This is a genomic window from Brevibacillus fluminis, assembly GCF_003710825.1.
In the GTDB taxonomy this organism is placed as follows: domain Bacteria; phylum Bacillota; class Bacilli; order Brevibacillales; family Brevibacillaceae; genus Brevibacillus_D; species Brevibacillus_D fluminis.
Genome location: NZ_RHHQ01000017.1, coordinates 140,001 through 161,077, shown reverse-complemented (window position 1 = coordinate 161,077; position 21,077 = coordinate 140,001). Strand labels below are relative to the sequence as shown.

The 21,077-nt window shown below is 46.2% G+C and carries 21 protein-coding genes and 2 riboswitches; of the genes, 4 read left to right on the top strand and 17 right to left on the bottom strand.

All coding sequences use genetic code 11. From position 1 onward, the window contains the following. Window positions 1–23: 23 nt before the first annotated feature. The 10 genes from EDM56_RS20885 to EDM56_RS20835 all read right to left on the bottom strand — a co-directional run bounded on the left by EDM56_RS20885 (window position 24) and on the right by EDM56_RS20835 (window position 10,833). On the bottom strand, window positions 24–590 hold the full coding sequence (locus EDM56_RS20885; protein WP_122919850.1) for an SLOG family protein: 567 nt from the start codon (window positions 588–590) through the stop codon (window positions 24–26). A 283-nt stretch (window positions 591–873) separates the two neighbouring features. Further along, on the bottom strand, window positions 874–1,674 hold the full coding sequence (locus EDM56_RS20880) for a fumarylacetoacetate hydrolase family protein (protein WP_122919849.1): 801 nt from the start codon (window positions 1,672–1,674) through the stop codon (window positions 874–876). 427 nt (window positions 1,675–2,101) lie between these two features. Continuing rightward, on the bottom strand, window positions 2,102–2,815 hold the full coding sequence (locus tag EDM56_RS20875; RefSeq protein ID WP_122919848.1) for a B3/B4 domain-containing protein: 714 nt from the start codon (window positions 2,813–2,815) through the stop codon (window positions 2,102–2,104). A gap of 81 nt (window positions 2,816–2,896) precedes the next feature. Then, the gene (locus EDM56_RS20870) at window positions 2,897–3,502 is read right to left on the bottom strand and encodes an FMN-binding negative transcriptional regulator (protein WP_122919847.1); all 606 of its coding nucleotides are present in this window, start codon (window positions 3,500–3,502) and stop codon (window positions 2,897–2,899) included. A gap of 46 nt (window positions 3,503–3,548) precedes the next feature. Next, window positions 3,549–4,181, bottom strand: a complete 633-nt coding sequence (locus EDM56_RS20865; protein WP_246009472.1) for an FMN-binding negative transcriptional regulator — start codon at window positions 4,179–4,181, stop codon at window positions 3,549–3,551. A gap of 239 nt (window positions 4,182–4,420) precedes the next feature. After that, on the bottom strand, window positions 4,421–5,041 hold the full coding sequence (locus EDM56_RS20860; RefSeq protein WP_122919846.1) for an FMN-binding negative transcriptional regulator: 621 nt from the start codon (window positions 5,039–5,041) through the stop codon (window positions 4,421–4,423). A gap of 262 nt (window positions 5,042–5,303) precedes the next feature. After that, window positions 5,304–6,788: an amino acid permease gene (locus EDM56_RS20855; protein ID WP_122919845.1), complete on the bottom strand. Its 1,485-nt coding sequence runs from the start codon at window positions 6,786–6,788 to the stop codon at window positions 5,304–5,306. A 249-nt stretch (window positions 6,789–7,037) separates the two neighbouring features. Beyond that, the gene (locus EDM56_RS20845; protein WP_122920027.1) at window positions 7,038–8,477 is read right to left on the bottom strand and encodes an aldehyde dehydrogenase family protein; all 1,440 of its coding nucleotides are present in this window, start codon (window positions 8,475–8,477) and stop codon (window positions 7,038–7,040) included. A 31-nt stretch (window positions 8,478–8,508) separates the two neighbouring features. Next, window positions 8,509–9,549, bottom strand: coding sequence for a homoserine dehydrogenase (locus EDM56_RS20840; RefSeq protein WP_122919843.1), 1,041 nt, complete (start codon window positions 9,547–9,549; stop codon window positions 8,509–8,511). 72 nt (window positions 9,550–9,621) lie between these two features. After that, window positions 9,622–10,833 (bottom strand): cystathionine gamma-synthase family protein, encoded by a 1,212-nt coding sequence (locus EDM56_RS20835; RefSeq protein ID WP_122919842.1) that lies wholly within the window; start codon window positions 10,831–10,833, stop codon window positions 9,622–9,624. A 403-nt stretch (window positions 10,834–11,236) separates the two neighbouring features. Between EDM56_RS20835 and EDM56_RS20830 the strand changes: the two genes are divergently transcribed. Next, window positions 11,237–12,916, top strand: a complete 1,680-nt coding sequence (locus tag EDM56_RS20830) for a PucR family transcriptional regulator (RefSeq protein WP_148040409.1) — start codon at window positions 11,237–11,239, stop codon at window positions 12,914–12,916. 167 nt (window positions 12,917–13,083) lie between these two features. Beyond that, entirely contained in the window at window positions 13,084–13,833 is a 750-nt protein-coding gene (locus tag EDM56_RS20825; RefSeq protein ID WP_122919840.1) for an SDR family NAD(P)-dependent oxidoreductase, read from the top strand. Window positions 13,834–13,873: 40 nt separating this feature from the next. Here EDM56_RS20825 and EDM56_RS20820 read toward each other — a convergent pair whose 3' ends face one another. From EDM56_RS20820 to glyA, 6 genes are all read right to left on the bottom strand, one after another. After that, on the bottom strand, window positions 13,874–14,845 hold the full coding sequence (locus EDM56_RS20820; RefSeq protein WP_122920026.1) for a YpdA family putative bacillithiol disulfide reductase: 972 nt from the start codon (window positions 14,843–14,845) through the stop codon (window positions 13,874–13,876). A 156-nt stretch (window positions 14,846–15,001) separates the two neighbouring features. Then, complete coding sequence (locus EDM56_RS20815; RefSeq protein ID WP_122919839.1) at window positions 15,002–15,514, bottom strand: RNA polymerase sigma factor; 513 nt, start codon at window positions 15,512–15,514, stop codon at window positions 15,002–15,004. Window positions 15,515–15,632: 118 nt separating this feature from the next. Further along, on the bottom strand, window positions 15,633–16,022 hold the full coding sequence (gcvH, locus tag EDM56_RS20810) for a glycine cleavage system protein GcvH (protein ID WP_122919838.1): 390 nt from the start codon (window positions 16,020–16,022) through the stop codon (window positions 15,633–15,635). Window positions 16,023–16,052: 30 nt separating this feature from the next. Continuing rightward, window positions 16,053–16,934, bottom strand: a complete 882-nt coding sequence (gene sdaAA / locus EDM56_RS20805) for an L-serine ammonia-lyase, iron-sulfur-dependent, subunit alpha (RefSeq protein WP_122919837.1) — start codon at window positions 16,932–16,934, stop codon at window positions 16,053–16,055. Further along, complete coding sequence (locus EDM56_RS20800) at window positions 16,916–17,449, bottom strand: serine dehydratase beta chain (protein WP_122919836.1); 534 nt, start codon at window positions 17,447–17,449, stop codon at window positions 16,916–16,918. Before EDM56_RS20800 ends, sdaAA begins: the two co-directional genes overlap by 19 nt. Window positions 17,450–17,459: 10 nt before the next feature. After that, on the bottom strand, window positions 17,460–18,710 hold the full coding sequence (gene glyA, locus EDM56_RS20795) for a serine hydroxymethyltransferase (RefSeq protein WP_122919835.1): 1,251 nt from the start codon (window positions 18,708–18,710) through the stop codon (window positions 17,460–17,462). Between the two features lie 81 nt (window positions 18,711–18,791). Continuing rightward, window positions 18,792–18,895: riboswitch (glycine riboswitch) on the bottom strand. Window positions 18,896–18,897: 2 nt separating this feature from the next. Beyond that, window positions 18,898–19,009: riboswitch (glycine riboswitch) on the bottom strand. A 182-nt stretch (window positions 19,010–19,191) separates the two neighbouring features. On the opposite strand from glyA, the gene EDM56_RS20790 reads away from it, so the two are divergent. Beyond that, a complete protein-coding gene (locus EDM56_RS20790) occupies window positions 19,192–19,752 on the top strand; it encodes a PadR family transcriptional regulator (RefSeq protein ID WP_122920025.1) in 561 nt (186 codons plus the stop codon). Window positions 19,753–19,777: 25 nt separating this feature from the next. Here the strand turns inward: EDM56_RS20790 and moaC are convergent, their stop codons facing one another. Then, the gene (moaC, locus tag EDM56_RS20785) at window positions 19,778–20,263 is read right to left on the bottom strand and encodes a cyclic pyranopterin monophosphate synthase MoaC (RefSeq protein WP_122919834.1); all 486 of its coding nucleotides are present in this window, start codon (window positions 20,261–20,263) and stop codon (window positions 19,778–19,780) included. A 104-nt stretch (window positions 20,264–20,367) separates the two neighbouring features. Here moaC and moaD point away from each other — a divergent pair, with 104 nt between their 5' ends. After that, entirely contained in the window at window positions 20,368–21,063 is a 696-nt protein-coding gene (gene moaD, locus EDM56_RS20780; protein ID WP_122919833.1) for a molybdopterin converting factor subunit 1, read from the top strand. Window positions 21,064–21,077 lie beyond the last annotated feature (14 nt).

Below are 21,077 nucleotides of genomic sequence, written 5' to 3'. Positions count from 1 at the left end.
AAATAGATAAATACATTCTCTGTTTAGAAATAGTCATTGTATAATTCTTGCTGCTGTTCCTCTGAAATGGTTTGTAAGTCATATGCGTTAATTCGAAATAACTGATACTCGCCCATATCCGCTTTTTTTGCGGCTAGCTTACTTAAAAATTTCGGGGATCCTTCGTTTTCTTCATCGTAAACTAACAAGATTCCGTCTGAATTGGAAAGCAAGAATTTGTCTTTCTCTGCAAGCTGCCAAACTCCCTGGTACGGTGTTTGATAGACACTATTACTATAGTCGGCCTGCATCACAATATTTCGGTAGTAATCCTGGGTTTCTTCTTTCCACTTTTCTTCTTGATTCAAAAAGGGAGTAATTACCGCCAGTTTTAGATGTGGATACTCCTTTTTTAATTCCAGAACAGTTTCGGCTGCCCACATCTCTACCCCGAGTTGACCTGAAATGATGACCCATTCCAAATCTTCCTCAAGGAATCTTACGAGTTCGCGTTTCAGTGCTTTCTTAATTATTGCTAACCCCGGATTTTTTTCATTAAATATGCCAAGCTCGTGAGCCTTGTATCCTGAAACAAATAAACGTTTTAACATAATGCCACCTCTAGTTTAAAAGAAGCTCTAGCAGAAAATAGATTTCATTTCACTCGCTATCTCTCTTCATTATACATTTATTTGATGTTTCTAGTCTTTATCAGTCGTTCTATCTTTTTGGTAACTAGCATATGGTCCGTTATAAGAAAAATCCCCTGGGATTTCTCCCACGGGAAATTCTTGATGAATACGTAAGTTGGATCGATTATTTGGATTTCTACAACATCTGAATATCAAAAACTTACTTGCATTTACCATACAAATAAAAGCGCCCAAATTTTATCTACGATTTTACATAATTCGTTAATTTTCCGATATTCTTCACTTCCACAGTCACAACATCACCTGACTTCATGGGACAACTACCAGAAGGTGAACCAGTAGCCAACACATCACCTGGCTCCAAAGTCATAACCTGCGAAATCCAACTAATAAGAAAAGGAATTGAAAGTGACATTTGATTCGTATTACCATCTTGGACAACTTTACCGTTTAACGTCGTAACGATTTGTAAATTCGAAGGATCTATACCGGTCACTATCCACGGACCCAGTGGCCCAAACGTATCAAAACCTTTACCGCGTGTGAACTGGGGATCAGTTTTTGTAAGATCTCTCGCAGTCACATCATTGAATATCGTACAACCAAAAACGTAATCTAAGGCGTCTTCTTCTTTAATATTTTTACCCCGTTTCCCAATAACGAGTGCTACCTCCCCCTCCATTTCCACCTGCTGGGTTAATTCACTTGAAGGAAGAATAATGTCGCCCCCATCTGGAATCAATGAGGATGTTGGTTTTAAGAACAAAAACGGTTCTTTGAGATTGGCTTGTCCCCCAGTCTCTTTTGCATGTCCAGCGTATGTCCAGCCGAAGTTAACAATTTTTGAGGGGACAACAGGCTCTAGAATTTTTACATCACCATATCTAATTCTTACACCATCATAGTTCAGTTCGTTTTTTACAATTTCGGTAAAATCGCTGGACAATTGTAAAATTGCGTCACCATCAACAATTCCATAGTATATATTACCGTTATCATTCTGATAGCGAACTATCGTTTGTGTTTTTTGTAATACCAGCATTCCTTTACCCTCCATCTAAAGATTAAATAACGCATTTCCTCAAACAACATGGATCGGTACATGCGTTCAGTCGATTCACCCAACTTGCTCTATGGTTACCACCTTTTCATACACCAGAGTTATAAGTAAGGCAAACCTTCTTTTAACTATATTAAATTATTTTAAAAGGAGAGGGAAGTCCTACTTCCCTCCGATAGAAGGAGTGGAGCTTAAACACTCCATTTAGTTGCCTAGAAAAGACCCTTATAAGCAACTGTACCAGTGTTTAAACTGCTCCAAGTAAAACGAAAGTAAATGACCACCATTTTCTTTATTTATGTGTATGGGCAAATCAAAAAGCAGCCCCAAGTTTTCTTACTCAACTTACATTTGGGGCTGCAATGGGAAGCATGCTAACCAGAAAGGGCTTAATCAACGTAGGTTGGCCTTAACCAAAGATCGTCATTTCCCTATTATTATTACGATCTAACACTTCTATTTTCACAGTACCACCAAGATGATGTGACACTAAATCAGCCAATTCTTTAAGCGCCATATGAAATTCATCGCTTCTTGTTTCATCGATTAATTCAATGCAGAGGAATGCATTTTTCGTATTTTCTGTTAGCATCGTCCGCTGAGCTTCACGCCAATTCCAGCATCTGCATATTGCACCTTCATCATCTTTATAAACAATTTCACCTTCATATGGCGAAGCATTTTCAACATCTCCTAATGGGAGAAACGATTCGTTCCCAATTGCCTTCGTGAGCCGTATGTCTCCTACAAAAGTGTCGATATCTTCTCCACCACACGGAAGCCCATAACGCAATGAAATTGAATTATAGATGTCAACAAGCGGGTTTATTGTTCCGATATGATTGCCATTTTTCACTCTTTTTAATAAAGCTTCAATGGAACACCTTGCCCCTTTTTTAGTCTTGAATTTCTGAAACGCTTCTCGCCAAACAAATATGACTGGGTTACTGCTGAATTCCTCCAAACTTAGGAATTTATGCGTTTCTTTCTCAGCCTCCTGCAGCAGCTTCTCGTAGATCTCTACGTCCCTTATTGAATTATCAATCCCCTGGCAAATAACGGTGCCTATTTTTGCATGAGGGAATAACGACCAAAACTCATCCTCAATGATAAATTTAGACATAAACGATCTCTCCATTTCATTTTATTGTCTGGTAGAATCGCGGGGCTTCTACTTGGTTGGTGAATCCAAGCTTGTACTCTTTTAAAGGTTCTCTTTCATCAACGAGGCAATTTGTTGCTCGTTTGAATTTGGAATCTGTTCCAACTGTTTGATAATGAGCTCTTGTCTGCGTAAGGAATGGTTCTGACTTATCTTTGCTTTCCCTTCAATCCGATCGATTTTGATTTTGAATCCTTGAACGCCTTTGTTCATACCATTGAGAAATTCAGCATCAACATCCTGTATTCTGTAAGAACTGTCAGGTGCTTCATACTTTAGTACCAGCTCATTCAAGGAACTCACTAACTCGTGTTCATCCCGGACTAGCTCAACTGCACCGTAAACATGAACGGTCACATAATTCCATGTTGGCACTGCTCTATTAGTCTCATACCAAGAGGGAGAGATATAACAATGTGGACCTTGAAAAACGGTTAGGACTGTCTGGTTTTGAATATCATTCCACTGCGGGTTCGGACGGGCAAAATGTCCGTACAAATAGGTTTTCTCTTTATTCAGCATCAACGGTAAATGCGTCGCGAAGGGCATACCATTATGAATGGAAAACAGTGTTGCAAAACTATTCTCCTGAATGACAGTGTACGCAGCAGTTACATCTTTCATCGTAAAATGCTCCGGGATATACATTTGAAATCGCCTCGATCCTATTTTTGACAGGTAATCATTAGGTCATTCATGTAAATAACCCTTTTCGTTGCTCACGCATCCACTGAGCAACCTGGTTTTCCCCTTGCTCATTCGATTTTTCAAGCTTTCCAACAATTGATTTGTAATCGGTGTCACTATGAGTCTGACTCATTTTGGCTGCGCCTTGAATAGAGGTGATTTCAATTTCAAAGCCAACGATTCCTTTCATCTCACTCTCTAGCAACTCCAGGTCAAACGAATCCCAGAGCCGGCCATTTTCACGATGAGACTCATAGTGTGCAAGCATCGTTTCCAAAGCTGATTTCAGTTCGTCCCCACTGATTACTCGTGCGGTTCCATACGCATGTACAGCGAGGTAATCCCATGTAGGAACTTCTTCAATCTCATACCAGCTTGACGAAATGTAAGCGTGCGGTCCTTGAAAAACAAGCAGCACCTCACGATTATTTTCCAACGTTTTCTTCTGCATGTTTCCGTATGCAATGTGCCCAGTTGCATAGATTTTCCCTTCGTCTTCACGAATTTCCAACGGGATATGTGTAGCCAATGGGCGATATCCGTCAACAGTAATCAGTAAGGCAAACGGGTTCGATTTCATAAGTTGAACTGCCTTATCATGTTCCATACGATAGTACTTAGGAATGTACACAATCATCATCCTCTCATCTTGTATAAATATCCGATTAAAAAATAATAATATACAAGTTGACATACAAAAAGGTACAATATCGAACAAATGCATATGTCAGAGGAAGCTCAAATGAAAAATACTATTTTTATATAAAGCGTTTATAATAAGTTTACGCTAAACATGGTTTTGGTGAATATGAAAATAGGGCAAACTTCAATGATTGAAGTCTACCCTAGGGGCAAACGGGGAACTTTCAAAGGAAGGTTTTACTTTTCTGTCATCCTTTTGTTCATCACTTTCGCCAATTCTTTCGCGTTCGCATCTTCTTCTTCAGACAATTTATGAACGATATTTTGGTAATCCGCTTCATTTCGAGTTTGACTTAGTTTATAGGCTGCTTGAATTTCTTGCACTTTTATTTTAAAACCAACGATGCCTTTTATTTCATCCTCTAGAAATTGGGGAGAAAGCTTTTCCCATAAAATAGGATTGTCACGATGGTTCTCGTATTTTTGTAGCAGCAACTTTAGATCTTCTTTTAGCTCCTCTTGTGAGAGAATGCTAGCCGAGCCATATACATGTACGGCTTGGTAATTCCATGTTGGAACATTTTCATGCCCGTACCAAGAAGACGAGATATAAGCATGTGGTCCTTGGTACATAACGAGTACACTCTCACAGGTTTCAAATGTCTTCCATTGTGGGTTTCCATAGGCCATGTGCCCCGTAATATAGAAGTCATCTCCATTTTTTCTTAGCTCCAATGGTATATGCGTAGCAATTGGTTTTCCCTGTTTTGTTGTTACAAGCGTACCAAATGAGTTCTTTTCGATGAATTCTCTAATTTCATCTATATCTGTCACTTTGTAATATTTAGGAATATACATGATTACCGCTCTCCTTCATAACGAATTGTACTAGCTTGTTCATTTTGATTACATTACATGCAAGCAAAGCCTGGACATCATTCTAAATGCTTTGGGATATAACGCAAGTACCTCCTTGTCAACACAAATAGTAATATACATTCTGACATGAAAAAAGGTACAATTTCCATAAAATTAACATGTCAAATTCAAATAAAACAGCGACCACCTAAGACCTGATAAGAAAGTCTTAGACTAGCCGCTGTTTATCGTTATTTCACCATTAATCTTTAAACTCAAAATCACACTCTTCTAAGGGAACAACCTTCGTTTTTTTCATGTACTTATACCCTATCCAAGTCACCAGGAAGATCGGGAGAGAAGAATACGGTGCAATAAAATCCCCCCAAGGAATGGAGTCACCACTTGTGGCAAAGCTATAGCTTTGTCCAAGAATGATCATGATGCTTATTACGATCGAAAAGATAGGACCAAACGGGAACCATTTTGCCTTGTAAACCAGTTTGTTTAGATCTCTTCCTTGTGCGATATACGCCTTGCGGAATCGGTAATGACTAATGGAAATCCCAAGCCATGTATAGAATCCTACTAAACCAGTAGCACTGATTAACCATGAATAAACAACACCGTTTCCATAAAAGGAAGATAAAAACGCAAGCATTCCAACAATGACAACGAGGAAAATGGCATTCAAGGGAACTCCTTTGGAGCTTAATTTTGTAAAACAACGGGGGGCTTTCCCCTCTTTTGCCAAGGCCCAAAGCATACGCGATGATGCATAGATGGATGCATTTCCAGCTGATAGCACTGCTGTGAGAATAACCGTATTCATGACGGCAGCTGCCGCGGCGAGACCAGCTCTCTTGAAAACAAGTGTGAATGGACTTACTGCTACATCCGTGCTGGAATTCAGCAGACTCGGATCATTATAAGGAATGAGGATACCAATGACAAAGATCGCTAGTACATAAAAAATGAGAATTCGCCAAAACGTTTGCTTGATCGATTTGGGTATCGTTTTTTCCGGGTTCTCTGCTTCACCCGATGCAAGACCAACTAATTCCGTTCCTTGAAACGAAAATCCTGCTGCTAGAAAGACTATGAAAATCGCAGCAAAACCACCGTGAAATGGCGTACCACCGAGATTAAAATTTTCAAAACCAACTGCTTTCCCACCTAGAATTCCCACGATCATGGCAAGTCCGGCGATCAAAAACAGGATGATGGTAGCCACCTTTATAATCGAGAACCAATATTCACCTTCACCATACCCTCTAGCCGAAAAAACATTGAGCAAAAGCATCAGAGAAAGAAATAGGAAGCACCACAGAAAAGAGGAAGAATCGGGAAACCAATATTTCATCACCAAAGAAGCGGCAGTAAGCTCTGTAGGCAATGTCAAAGCCCAAGTTGCCCAATAGCTCCAGCCAATGGCAAACCCTAACGCTGGATCGACAAATCTCGTTGCATACGTATCAAAGGATCCTGCTGAGGGAATCAGTGTAGCCATTTCTCCCAAGCTCGTCATCATAAAATAAATCATGATACCGACTGCAAGAAAGGCCACTAGCGCGCCACCAGCTCCTGCTGTACTGATCGATGATCCACTAGCCAGGAACAGCCCCGTACCAATGGCTCCCCCAAGTGCAATCATCGATAAATGTCGTGTTTTTAGCGTGCGATGTAATCTTCCTTCTGACTTTGTCTCTGTCACGTTTGATTCTGTTGTCAAATTCAATTGCTCCATCTTTATTCCTCCTTTTGTAAGCGCTACCACAGATGGCTAAAACCCTCTCCTTCTAGCCTTGTGTTTTCTCTGGTCTATTTGCAGAATACTAATTTTCTGCTTTCCAAATTGTAATTCCATGTTGATTTTGATACATCTGCAAAACTGTATGAAGATTTCTCGAGTGTTGTAGTCAATATGTATAGGGTAAGGGTTGGCGATAACAAAAAAGGAGAGCATCACGTGCCCTCCTCTAACAAAAACTAGAACTTATTTTGAAAGCTTAAAGCAAACTACCTTGGGTTCTGTCATTTCATGGATGGCGAACTTAACTCCTTCTCTGCCTAAACCGGATCCCTTCACACCGCCGAAAGGCATTCCGTCGATCCGGTAGTCAGTGCTATCGTTTACCATAACACCTCCTACATCTAAGTGACGAATCGCCTTAAATGCTTTGTCTAAATCACGGGTAAAAATACCAGCATGCAACCCGAAGTTTACATGATTTGACTGTTGAATAGCAGCATCCAAATCCGACACGGGGTGCAAGGTAACGACCGGTCCGAATACTTCTTCTTCCGCAAGTGTACAATCGCTCGGCAAATTCGTCAGCACGGTTGGCATGTAATACGCTCCGTCCCGGCGTCCCCCACAAAGCAGCGTAGCGCCTTTTTCAATCGCTTCGTTTACCCATTTCTCTACACGGATCGCAGCACGTTCGCTGATCATGGGGCCCATATCCGTCAATTCAGACAGCTTGTCACCTACACGGTACTGTAAGGTGCGTTCAATGAATTTGGCTGCAAACTCTTGAAATATCGATTCTTCCACATAGATCCGTTGCACGCCGAGACAATTTTGGCCTGCAGCCCAAAAAGCGCCCGAAACGTTTGCTTCTACCGCTTCATCGAGGTCGGCATCGCTCAATACAATGACCGGAGAATTTGAACCAAGCTCCATCCCTATCTTTTTCAAACCCGCTTTACTTAAAATTTCCTGTCCTGCTTGCAAGCCACCAGTAAAGGAAATCATCCGCACATCAGGATGGGTGATTAAAACATCTCCAATTTCACTGACGTTTCCTGTAATCACACTCAAAACCTTTGGCGGTAAACCAGCCTCATCAAATGCTTCAGCAAGCAGCAGCGCACTGATCGGCGTCGCTTCTGCAGGCTTGACGATAATCGCATTGCCCGATGCGATAGCAGGTCCTACTTTATGCGCCACCAGGTTTAATGGATCATTAAACGGTGTGATCGCTGCGATTAATCCAATCGGAAAACGATAGAAGTAACCGATCCGATTCTCGCTACCTGGCATTTGGTCAAAAGAAATCGTCTCTCCATGAATCCGCCTCGCTTCTTCTGCACTAATCCGAAGCGTCTCGACACAACGTCTGACTTCTTTTCGCGCTTCCCGTATCGTCTTGCTTCCCTCGCGAGCAATCATGGTAGCGAATTCCTCGCTGCGTCTTTGAATGCTATCAGCTGCTCTGTTCAAGACGGCAATCCGTTCATGAACAGGCATTTCGGCTGCGATTTTAACCCCTTCCTTCGCTGCTTCAATCGCCTTACGCATGTCTTCAGCAGTAGCGGCAGGAACGGTATCAATCAAGCTATTGTTTTTCGGATCGCGGACTTCAATAACCTGTTCGCATTCCATCCATTGCCCTTCAACCAGCATCTTTCTTCCCTTTACACTCGTGTTCACAGACAAAACCACCTTCCATTCTCCTTTCGTTCTAAAGTTGTTCTCGTGCTATATTGATCAGGTCAATAAGAATGGAAAACCCGGTTTCCTTACGGCCTGCTCCAGCTCCAACCAAGGTAATCGGACCCGCTAGATCGCAATCGTACGTAACCGCATTTGTAGCACCCATAATTCCAGCGAGTGGATCCGTTACGGGAATCATTTCTGGTGCAACACTTGCCACCACCTGTTCCCCTTCTTTTCTTGCACGACCAATTAACTTCCAGCGTTTCCCTTGTGACCTCGCCGATTCAATATCTTGTGGTGTGAGGCTACTGATTCCATCGCATGATACTTGATCCCGTTTTAACGGCGTATTCATAACCACATTGGCTAAAATAACAACCTTATACTGGGCATCATATCCTTCAACGTCACTTGTTGGATCCGCTTCTGCATAACCCAATGACTGAGCTTCTTTTAGGGCATCTTCGTATGTGTAACCTTCTTCCATCTTCGTGAGGATGTAGTTGGTCGTCCCGTTCAAGATCCCTTTCACTTCGCTTATTTCATTTCCGGCGAGGGCAACGATCGGCATTCGTAAAGCAGGAGTTCCAGACATCACTGTTCCTTCATAACCCCAACGAACCCCTTTTTCTTTCGCCAACTGTGACAATTCCTGATAAGCTAACGCAACCGGTCCTTTATTGCTCATCACTACGTTTTTCTGACATTGAAAGGCTGCTCGACAATGATCGATGGCTGGTTGTCCTGTTTTTACGTCGGTGAACGTAATTTCTACAATTGTCTCTGCATTGCTCTCCCGAATCGTTTGAAAGCTATCCCAGCCACGAATCAATCCAGGCGTATCGGGATATGCATCCAGTGTTCCTGTGTCTTTTACAGCTTTTAGTGCCTGGCTCAGATCCAACCCTTCCGGATGATAGAGCGACCCTTTCATGGGATCAGAAATTGCCACAATCAGACCATCAAAACCAAGACCACTACGTAACGCGTAACTTTTGTCTCGCAAAATTTCAGCCAGTCCCTGGCCAACGACTCCAAAGCCTAGTAAAGCAATACGATGTTCCATAGTAAATTCTCTCCTGTCGCTTCTGCTCTAGAATCGACGGGCAGACCGATACAGTCTGCCCGAATGGTTTATTTATTTGGTCACTTCCAAATTGGATTCAAGAAAGGCAAAAGCTTGTTCCAAGTCAGCAATGAGATCATTAGCATCTTCGATACCGCAAGAGAGACGAACCAAGCCTTCAGGAATTCCCACTGCTGCGCGTTCCTCAGGTGTACATTCTACATGGCTTGTGGTACGGGCAGGACCATAAGTCGTTTCTACCGCACCAAGGTTAGCCGCGCGGTTTGCAAATTGCAATTTAGGCAGGAATACTCTTACTGAATCCATACCGCCCTTCACCGCAAAGCTTAACATGCCTCCGAATCCACGCATTTGCTTCTTCGCGATATCATGATGCTTGTGTGTTTCTAATCCCGGATAGTAAACAGCTTCCACAATATCCTTCGTTTGCAAGTACTCCGCAATAGCCTTCGCGTTCTTCTCTTGCTGTTCAACTCGAAGTTTCAGTGTTTTCATTCCTCTTAAGAGCAGGTAAGCTGCCCAAGGATCCATGGTAGCTCCATTGATTTCACGATAGTGGTAAATCTTCTTAACCAAATCTTTCGCTCCGCAAACCACACCGCCAAGTGCATCCGCATGCCCACCAAGGAATTTTGTGGCACTGTGGAGGACCAAGTCAGCACCTAATTGAAGTGGATTTTGGTTAATTGGTGTAGCGAACGTGTTGTCCACTACAACCAATGCTCCTACTGCATGACCTGCAGCTGCCATCCGTTCGATATCGGTAATTTTCACGGTAGGATTTGTAGGCGTTTCCAAATATAAAATTTTGCATCCATTTGCTACTGCTGCTTCGATTTGTTCATGTTCACCCGTGTCACAAAGCACGACTTCAATACCCATTTGCGGTAAAAACTCGGTGAAAATTTTATTTGTTCCACCGTACGTGTCCTTTATGGAAACGATGCGATCGCCCGGTCGAAGGAAGGTGTACAATGTGTTGCTGATCGCTGCCATACCAGTAGAAAAACTTGTTGCCGCCTCGGCTCCTTCCAAGATTTTCACTTTGTCTTCAAAAGCTTGAACGGTTGGGTTGGTATTACGTCCGTAAATATGGCCATGTTTCTTATACGTTGCTACCTCATACCATTCGTCCATATCGTCGTATCCATAAGCAACACTGACCATAACAGGGACTTGGGTAGCCCCGTGAACTAAATATTCTTCTTCACCAGCCCATACAGACTTTGTTGCAACATCTACATTTTTAAAATTTTTAGCCATTCGAATTTCCTCCTAGTAAACTGTTTTTTATGAATCGAGATTCGGTTAACCTTGGTTATTTTTCAAAGCACCAATGGAGAACTGGGTCATTCTTAGTTGTGCTTACCGTTGGTTAACATGACCACTGTTGTTTTTCAATAGCTGTTTTGCATTGCAACTCCCCTTTATGTTCGAATGTTTTTGCAACTTGTAACTAAATAGTAAACGCTCTCATGCAAGGCAACATCTGCAAATGTGTATGAACTTTTTCGTTGAACTGTAGTCATTTTAGCTAATGAAAGAACCATTCTACATTGAACTGTGTATAGTCATTTTTAAAAATTGACATTACATTTTCCCATTTGTATAATTCGTTTACGCTTAATCACTTGCAGATAAAAAAGAAAGATGGGATGGGGGTAAATTGAAGTTTTCCATGAAGGATGTAATGGAAATCGATGTGATGAAGCGCTCTACAGTCCGTTCCGCAGAAGGCATATTAATTGAGCGACTGGTAGAATCGATATCTGTAATTGAAATCCCCGTAGAAGATTTTGTTCGGAAAAATGAATTTGTTTTGACTACGGCAATCGGTTGCGGTGCGGATGTCTCTGCATTCAAAAAATTCGTACAAGACGTAATCGACTCTGGAGCCGCTGCATTGGGTGTAGCAACTGGTCATCACGTCAGTGGCTTCCCTCCAGAAGTACTGGAATTGGCCGAGACTCGTCAATTCCCGCTTATTGAACTTCCTTGGGAGTTACGCTTTGCCGATATTACGCAATCGATTTTAGGAGCGTTAAATAATTGGCTGCGCCACAATGCAAATCGAGCGGAAGAGCTCCAGAAACAGCTGCTCCATCAATTTTTGACAGGCGGCTCCCTCACTGACGCAGCGGAAGTCATTAGTCATGAAATGGACTGTGCTGTCATTATTCTTGATACAGAAGGAGTCATAAACGGAAAAAGCCGTAACTCTCAAAGCCTGCAGGAGAAGTGGCAATCAAATCACGATCAAGGATCAATGATTGAAATAGGTAAAAATTGTATGTTAATGACTGAAAATTCTCTCATTACGTATAAAATCGAGACCGCCAATACACTCCATGGCTATCTTGGATTTGAACTACCTCAAGATGTCCCTATTGAACATTTTTTGTGTAACGGTGAAGAATATTTGTTAAATCACGCTGTTGTCGCCCTTTGCTTATGGTTTCAACGGGAAAATGTGATCTTCGAAACCGAGCTACGATTGCGAGATGATTTTGTCTGGATGCTTGCTAAGGGGGAGCAAGTATGGGAACTTATTCTATCAAGGGCAAAAGCGTTGGATTACCAAGTGGAGCTTCCCCACGTCTGTATCTTAGGCTCTGTATCCAATTTTGACATCCTATACGAAAAAAGTAATTCTGCTCGTGATTCTTTCGATCAATGGACAAAAACTGCTTACCGACTCATCGAAAAGAAAGTTGAGGAAGCGGCTAACTCCATCCAAAGAAGGGTCATGATCACCCACCATCAGGGACGTTTAATCATATTCCTCGAAATCCCGATGGATTCCATTCTTGATACCGTTAATGGCTTCCTGAATCGGGTAGATTCTCGATTGCAGCAAGCACTCCCAGGAATCATCATGTCATGGGGAGTCGGTGAGAATCATGCCGGTGTAAAAAGCTTCCACCAAAGCTTCAATGATGCACGTATCGCTTTGGATATCGGAATCCACCAAAAAGGGCCGGGGAACCGCAGCACGTTCACCAATACGGGAATATTCCGAGCCTTGAACAGTTTAGCCAATAGTCCCGAAATTCAGGAAATCACTTTATCTACGATTGGTTCCTTACTTGTTTATGACCAGCATAAAGAACTGGACTTAGTTGAAACCTTAATTGCCTATATCCGCAACCAAATGAATGTTAGCCAAACATCCCGTGCCTTGAATCTACATCGTCAGTCCCTTCTGTATCGCTTACGGAAAATAGAAAGCTTAACAGACCGTTCTTTGATTGATCCAGATGACCTATTTTTGCTGGACTTAAGTATTCGCCTTTGGACCACAGGTTTAGTAGCAAATAAGAAAAATGCCGAATGGCCCACACAGTAACGTCTGGGCGCTTCGGCATCTTTTGTTAGGTTAATGCGGGTTCTGGATCCACCCAAGTATAATAAGGTGAGCAAAAGTAATAATAAATTCTGCTTGGATACATATCCCAATGATACGCAATCCCTTTGCCGCCAGTAAGTAAGCAACCAATAAAAGGAGAATTGCCTATGACTTTTCACCATTTGTCTGTGATTATAACCGGCGCCGGCAACGGGATCGGCCGTGAGCTTTCCATCGCCTATGGAAAAGCGGGCGCCCGCATCACGCTCGCCGACATCGATGCTGAAAAAGGCGAGTCTGCTGTTACGCAGATTCTCGCCGATGGAGGTGTCGCTCAGTTCGTGCGGGCTGATATGCGGTACCCGATGGACATTGCCGCATTGATCGAAAGCGCTGTGACCGCTTACGGCACCGTCGACATTTTGATCAACAACGCGGGGATCGGGCGCTGGAATTCGCCATATGAGCTTTCGCTCGAGGATTGGGATGATGTGCTACACACCAATTTGCGCGGTACCTTTCTTTGTGCAAGAGAAGCAGCCAAACGGATGCGCCAAGACGGGCGCGGAGGCTCGATCGTCAACCTCGCTTCGACACGGGCATTCATGTCCGAGCCGAATTCCGAGGCATACGCTGCTTCAAAAGGCGGCATTGTTGCGCTTACCCATGCTCTCGCCGTCTCGCTCGGACCAGATAACATCCGGGTGAACTGTATTTCCCCTGGTTGGATCGAGACGGGTGATTATGATGTACTACGGGATGTGGACCATACGCAGCACCCCGCAGGAAGGGTTGGTTCCCCCGCGGATATCGTGAAGGCTTGCTTCTATTTGACAGACCCTTCCAATCAATTTGTCACGGGAACGAACCTGAACGTCGATGGCGGGATGACCCGCAAAATGATTTATGAGCCATAATCAAATGGCTCTTTTTTCTTTTCCTATTACGAGGTCTATTTTACCCCTGCCCTACAATGTGCGCAGCGATGAGCTTCCCGTGATGGCGGCCGTTCTCGATGAAAATGGAATTGCCTCTGTAGCCAGCGGCAATGACCCCAGCGATATACAGGTTCGGCACCGCGGTCTCCATCGTTTCAGGATGGAATGCTGGCGAACCCGACACTTCGTCAAAGCTGACGCCAAGCTTTTGCAAGAGGGACCGGTCCGGACGAAAGCCGATCAACGTGAAGACAAAATCATTGGCCAGCTCCACTACCTCATCGCCTGTTTGGACCAAGATTACATGCTTTCGAATCTCTTTCACGGCAGACGAGTACATGACGTTGATTTTGCCTTTCTCCGCTGCACTTAAAAACAGTGGCTTTGTCCATGCTTTGACATGGCTCGATACCTCAGCCCCCCGGTAAACAACGGTCACGTTCGCTCCCGCGCGCTCCAGATCAAGCGCAGCGTCTACGGCGGAGTTGTTGCCACCCACAATGGCGACGTTCATACCGGTATATGGATGCGCCTCTGTGTAACGTGACGATACCTTCGGCAGTTCTTCACCGGGAATGCCCAATTTGTTCGGATGGTCAAAATAGCCTGTGGCGATGATGACACGTTTTGTATCGTAGCTTTTTTCATCGCCAAATCGGTCTTGCGTCGTAAGCCGGAACCCGTCTGATAACGGCTCGACTTCTACCACCTTTTCATACGTTTGGATACGCAACTGATAACGCTTGGCTGTGATCCGATAATAGTTGAGGGCCTCCTGGCGAGACGGCTTTTCTTGGATCGTCGTGAACGGAATTTCTCCGATTTCGAGCAGCTCCGGCGTGCTATGAAATATCATGTATGTCGGATAGTTGCTGATCGATTGCACGACCGCCCCTTTTTCGATGATCAGCGCATCGATCCCCGCCTTTTTCAATTCGATGGCAGCAGACAAGCCGCAAGGGCCTGCGCCGATGATAATTACTTGTTCCATATGGCTTCTCTTCTGCTCCTTTTTTTGTAACAGTTTCTCTTGTTGCATTGTATCATTTCTGACGAGCAGCAGGGAAGCGGAAACGTGCTGACTTGACACCCACAAAAAAAGCATCCTGCGGAATCCTCGTTCCACAAGATGCTATTCACGCTATACTTAACCGTTCGCAACCTTTTTATACGTATTGTTGAACTGTTTACGCGCCCGGCAAATCTTGGTCTTGACGCTGTTGCAGGAGCCTCCGGTCGCGTCAGCGATCTCCTGAAAGCTGTAGCCGTAATAATCACGTGCCAAAATGACGTAACGGTACGATTCCGGCAGCTCGTTGAGCACTTCTTCAATCACATCGCCGAGCACGACTTTTGTCTCAAAAGACGCTTGGCTGCCGGCCGCTTCGTTGATCACTTGATCATCCCCGCACAGTGCTGGTTTCGCTTTGCGGTAAATGTCAATCAAGCGGTTTTTTCCGCTGCGGAGCAAATATTGGCGCACATGCTTCATGTCAATCACAAGGTCCGGGCGCCTCATCAATGCGGTGAACACATCCTGAATGATGTCTTCCACCAGCTGTTTGTCAGGTGTCAAAGTGGATAAATTGTAAGACAAATACGAATAATGTTGTCTATAAATGAATTCGATCAGTTCGACTCGCTCTTGGTTCGTCTCCATGTTCTCAACGATTCCTTTCTCTACATGCGGTACTCTTGGTTCCCATTATAGAGAGCGTTGAAAAGTCAAACCATCGAAGCAGCTTACACGAAGATTACAGTTCTGTAATGTTTCGTTCTTATTCTTCTTCTGTAAACGCAGCATACTGCTCCGCGTTCATCAACCCGTTCAGCTCGTCAGGATCGCTAAGCTCGACAACAACCATCCAGCCGCCTTGGAACGGATCGCTGTTGATCGTTTCTGGCTCATCCTCAAGCACCGGATTAACCTCCACGACCGTACCTGTAACCGGCGAAAAAATATCCGAAACAGCCTTGACCGATTCCACCGAGCCCATGCTATCATCCGCCGTTACCGATGCGCCGACTTGCGGCAAATCGACAAACACGAGATCGCCAAGCTGGTGCTGGGCAAAATCCGTTATGCCCACGCGCACGCGGCCTTCTCCGATCACCTCCACCCATTCATGCTCTTTGCTGTACAAAAAATTCGCAACCACGTTTGCCATATCCCGAAGTCTCTCCTCTGCTTCTATTTATTACATTTCCGCGCCCATCACGCGCTTTTGAATCTGTTTGCCAGTCGGTGTCGCTGCAAGCCCGCCCAAGGCTGTTTCACGCAAGGCACGCGGCATCGACTTGCCGATCTCATACATGGCCCCGACCACCTCATCGCATGGGATCCTGCTTTCGATACCAGCCAGTGCGATATCCGCTGATGAAATGGCGATCGAAGTGCCGATTACATTTCGCTTGATGCAAGGCACTTCCACCAACCCAGCCACTGGATCGCACACAAGCCCCAACAACGATTTCAACGCGATGGCCGCTGCTTGAACAGCCTGCTCCGGCGTGCCTTTTTTTAGCTCGACAATCGCTGCCGCCGCCATTGCCGTGGCGGAGCCGATTTCGGCCTGACACCCCCCCGCAGCCCCAGATATGAAGGCGCGGTTGGCGATGACGTATCCAATGGCGCTTGCGGTGAATAGCCCTTTGACCAGCTCGTCATAAGGAATGTTTGCATTTTCGTGCAAAGAAAACAGGACGCCGGGCAAGATGCCGGCAGAGCCAGCTGTAGGAGTCGCCACGATTACCCCCATGCGCGCATTCGTTTCCGATGTGGCAAACGCAAAACGCATGGAATCCGCTATGATCGCTCCTGACAAAAAGTCACCTTTTTCGAGGTAGGCTTTCATCCGGTACGCGTCGCCGCCCGAGATTCCGCTTGGCGCGCTTGATGGATCGGCAACCCCTTGATCGACGGCCCGCTTCATTTTGATTAGCCGTTCCGTCATCATCTCGATGATCGTTTCCCGCGACCGGCCCGATTTTTGCTGTTCGACGTCAAGCATGATGTCCGCGATGCTTTTTTGCTCACGGTGGCAGCATGCGAGAAGCTCAGTCATTGTTGTGAAGTCCATGCCATTTCTCTCCCCGTGGATTCAAGTTGTAGCAGTTCGGTTTGCTGGCGAATGCGTTCAAGATCATATGGTACATTGAGCGGAATATCAACAACATGCCCGTTGATATACGCGATAGTGGAAATTCCGCCGCCAAGCGATGCACCGCCGATATTGACCTGTCGATCACCGACACTCGCTGTAATCAGCACTGTATTAGGATGAAGATAAAACGGGCACATGTCCGCCAAGGTGAAACCAACCTCCACGCCTGCCTCTTCCGCCAGCTCGCGCGCGTGCCTGATCCGCAAGTCATCCGTTTCCAGTCCGAGCAGGCCGCCGACTATCGCTTTATCCGTCCCGTGCCCGCGATACGTCTGAGCGAACGAATCATAAAATACGATCTGCACGGATTCGGGCATGCAGCCAAGGTAGTCGTACACGAATTTGCCGATCGATACCGCCCCTGCGGTATGCGAACTAGAGGGCCCAACCATGATCGGTCCGATGATATCAAAGCAGCTGTTGTAAATCATGGGCCGCCTCCTATCCGCTCGTCTGACATTGATACAGCGGATACGCCTGGCACAGCTCGCGGATGGTCTCGCGCACTTTGTCCGTCGTCTGTGCATCCCCTTTTGCCTTTAAAACCGACGCAATCGCCTTGCCGATCGATATCATATCCTCCTCATTCATGCCGCGCGTCGTTATTGCAGCCGTTCCAATGCGAACGCCACTTGTTACGAACGGACTCGCCGTATCGAACGGGATGGTGTTTTTGTTCACCGTGATGCCAGCAGTCTCCAACACATGCTCTGCTTCTTTTCCCGTCAAGCCCCACGGCCGCACATCCAGCAGGACCAGATGATTGTCGGTCCCTCCGGAAACGAGCGTTGCTCCTTCCTGCAGCAAAGCATCGGCGAGCGCCTTTGCATTTTTCACAACCTGGCTGGCATACGTACGAAAATCTGGGCTGAGCGCTTCCTTAAAGGAGACAGCCTTCGCCGCGATCACATGCATCAGCGGACCGCCCTGGATACCCGGGAAGATCGCTTTGTTGAACCTTTTGGACAGCTCCTCATCATTCGTCAAAATGACGCCGCCGCGCGGTCCGCGCAACGTCTTGTGCGTCGTCGATGTCGTAACATCCGCATGGGGCACTGGCGATGGATGAAGTCCTGCCGCCACCAGCCCGGCGATATGTGCCATATCGACCATGAAGCGGGCTCCTGTCTTATCGGCAATCTCCTTGAAACGGGAAAAATCGATGACTCGCGGATATGCACTGGCACCTGCGATGATCAGCTTCGGACGCTCGCGCAGGGCGACAGCCTCTACCTCGTCATAATCGATCAGATGCGTATCCTCGCGCACGCCATAGGCGACGACGCCAAACCACTTGCCTGAGATACTGACTGGACTGCCATGCGTTAAATGCCCGCCGTGGGACAGATTCATGCCCATGATCGTATCACCTGGCTGCAGCAACGAATAATAGACCGCTGTATTCGCTTGTGCACCGGAATGCGGCTGCACATTGGCAAAGCTCGCCCCGAACAATTTCGTCAAGCGATCGATGGCCAGTTGTTCGACGACATCTACATGCTCGCAGCCACCGTAGTAGCGCTTGCCCGGATACCCTTCCGCATATTTGTTGGTCAAAACGGATCCCATTGCCGCCATTACGTCTTCGCTGACAAAATTTTCGGACGCGATCAGCTCCAGCGTGTCCTGCTGGCGTCCTCTCTCATCCTCAATTGCCTGAAAAATCTCCCAATCCGCTTCGCGCAGCCCCATGCCGCATCCCCCTTCAAAAGTCGGCACCTTTCCCGAAAACGTAAAAAAAGAACAGGGAAAGATAGACCGTAATCTACCTTTCCTCTGTCCTTTTTACCTGAGAGTTTAACTTCCGCCAGACTAGCATACTGAACTTGTCTTGGCCGAAGTATTCCCCTTGGGTGGCTCGTAGCTCTCTCCAGAGGTGCGTCCGCTTGCGGTACATTGTACCTGAGAGATTGCATCCCAAGGGTTTTATGGGTGCTTGCTCCTTCGGTGCCGGCCTCATCACATCATCCGGTCTCTCCCGCAATCATCATCCGCTCATATGCATTTATTGGAATCTTATCAAAAGTTGCAAATCACGTCAATCATTCTTGCATGCGTTTTCATTTCGCATTTTATTCTGTCAAAAGGAATCGCGCCTTGCGTGGAGAATAGTAGGACAAACGTTTTTGCAAACGGTTTGGCATTTTCAACAAGATCGCTTGAGGTGAAGGAAATGAACACACTCTCATATGGGTTGCTCGGGCTCTTGGCCCGTAAATCGTGTAGCGGCTACGAACTGATGCTCCAGCTGCAGCCGTTTTGGCAGGCGAAGCACAGCCAAATCTATCCACTGCTCGCCAATCTGGAGGGTGAAGGCTATCTGCAATACACGCGAGTGGAACAGACAGAGAAGCCGGACAAAAAAATGTACACCATCACGCAAAAAGGGCGAGATGCCTTGCAGGCGTGGTTAGCCGAACCTGCTTCAGCCCCGATCACCCGTGATGAACTGTTTTTGAAAACATACTGTCTCTGGCTGACCGATGCACAAGCGGCCATCGCTTTGTTTTCCCATCGGATCTCCGAATACGAGGGTAAATTGGCCACCTATCAAGAAATGCTGGCAGACTTGAAAGCGAAGCATGGGAACACCGTAGAAGATTTCAGCTCTCCGTTTTTCGGTGATTTCGTGTTGCTGCACCGTGCCGTGCGCAGCTCCAAAGATCAGCTGGAATGGTGCCAGTGGGTCATCGGTCTTTTGCACGACTCAAAAAGCTCAGGCCGTCCTACATGAGGCCTGAGCTTTTTTCTTCGGTTGATTATTCCTGTGCGCTGCGATCGAAATCGCCATTTTTCCCGCCTGTTTTGCTCTGCAAATACGTCGGACCGAGAATCATTCCTTTGTCCATCGCTTTGCACATATCATACACCGTCAACCCGACTACGCTGGCCGCCGTGAGCGCCTCCATTTCCACTCCAGTTTTACCGGTCGTTTTCACTTCCGCTTCGATCAGCAAGGTATCCTCGCCCTCGTAGCCGAATGAGATGTTGATTTTGGTCAGCGGCAGCGGATGGCACATGGGGATGATGTCAGCGGTTTTTTTGGCGGCCATGATCCCTGCCACCTGCGCGACAGCCAGCACGTCCCCTTTGCTGATCGTACCCTCGCGAATGCGCTGCATCGTTTCCGGCTTCATTTGGACACGGCTGTGCGCGACCGCAGTCCGCGTGGTCACTTGTTTGTCAGATACGTCTACCATTTGCGCGCGGTTTTGTTCGTTGAAATGTGTCAATCGGTCTGTCATGTTCTCCTCCTAGTTGGTCTATCCAAAAACCTGCTCACTCTCTATCAAGACGAGCCATCTTGTGATATTGTCATAGTATAGTTCATCCGCAAAGGAGAATGCAGATGCAAGTGAAAATCCTCTTATTCGCAGGGCTTGCCGAGCGGGCCGGCAAGCGTGAGCTGCTGATTGAAGTAGATGAATCAGCCACCGTTCATGCGCTGCTAGAAACGATCGGTTCCGACTATCCGCAGCTGGCCGAGCTTTTGCCCAACTGCTTTGTTTCTGTAAACCAAGAGTATGCCAATCCAGATACAACCATCTCGCAAAACGACGAGGTTGCCATCCTTCCACCAGTCAGCGGCGGCGAAGATCCTCGCTTCCAAATCACCGAGCAGCCGATTTCTGCGGACGCGCTGGTCAAGCTGGTTTCCAACCCTCGTGCCGGTGCCATCCTGACGTTTGTCGGAACTGTGCGTGAATTCACCCACGGTCAGCGAACAGTCTCTCTCACGTATGAAGCCTATGTACCAATGGCCGTGCAAAAGATGCAGCAGGTCGCAAGCGAAATCAAAGAGCGTTGGCCGCAAGCGGAGGTCGCCATGCATCACCGCATCGGCAATCTAGCGATCGAAGACATCGCGGTTGTCATCGCCGTGGCGACGCCTCACCGTGATGAGTCGTTTGAGGCTGGACGCTATGCGATTGAACGCCTCAAACAAATCGTACCGATCTGGAAAAAAGAATTGTGGGAAGATGGAAGCGAATGGAAGGGTCATCAGCAAGGCCCATGGAATCCGCTTTCTTCCTCGTATGAATAATAACGCGAAAAGGG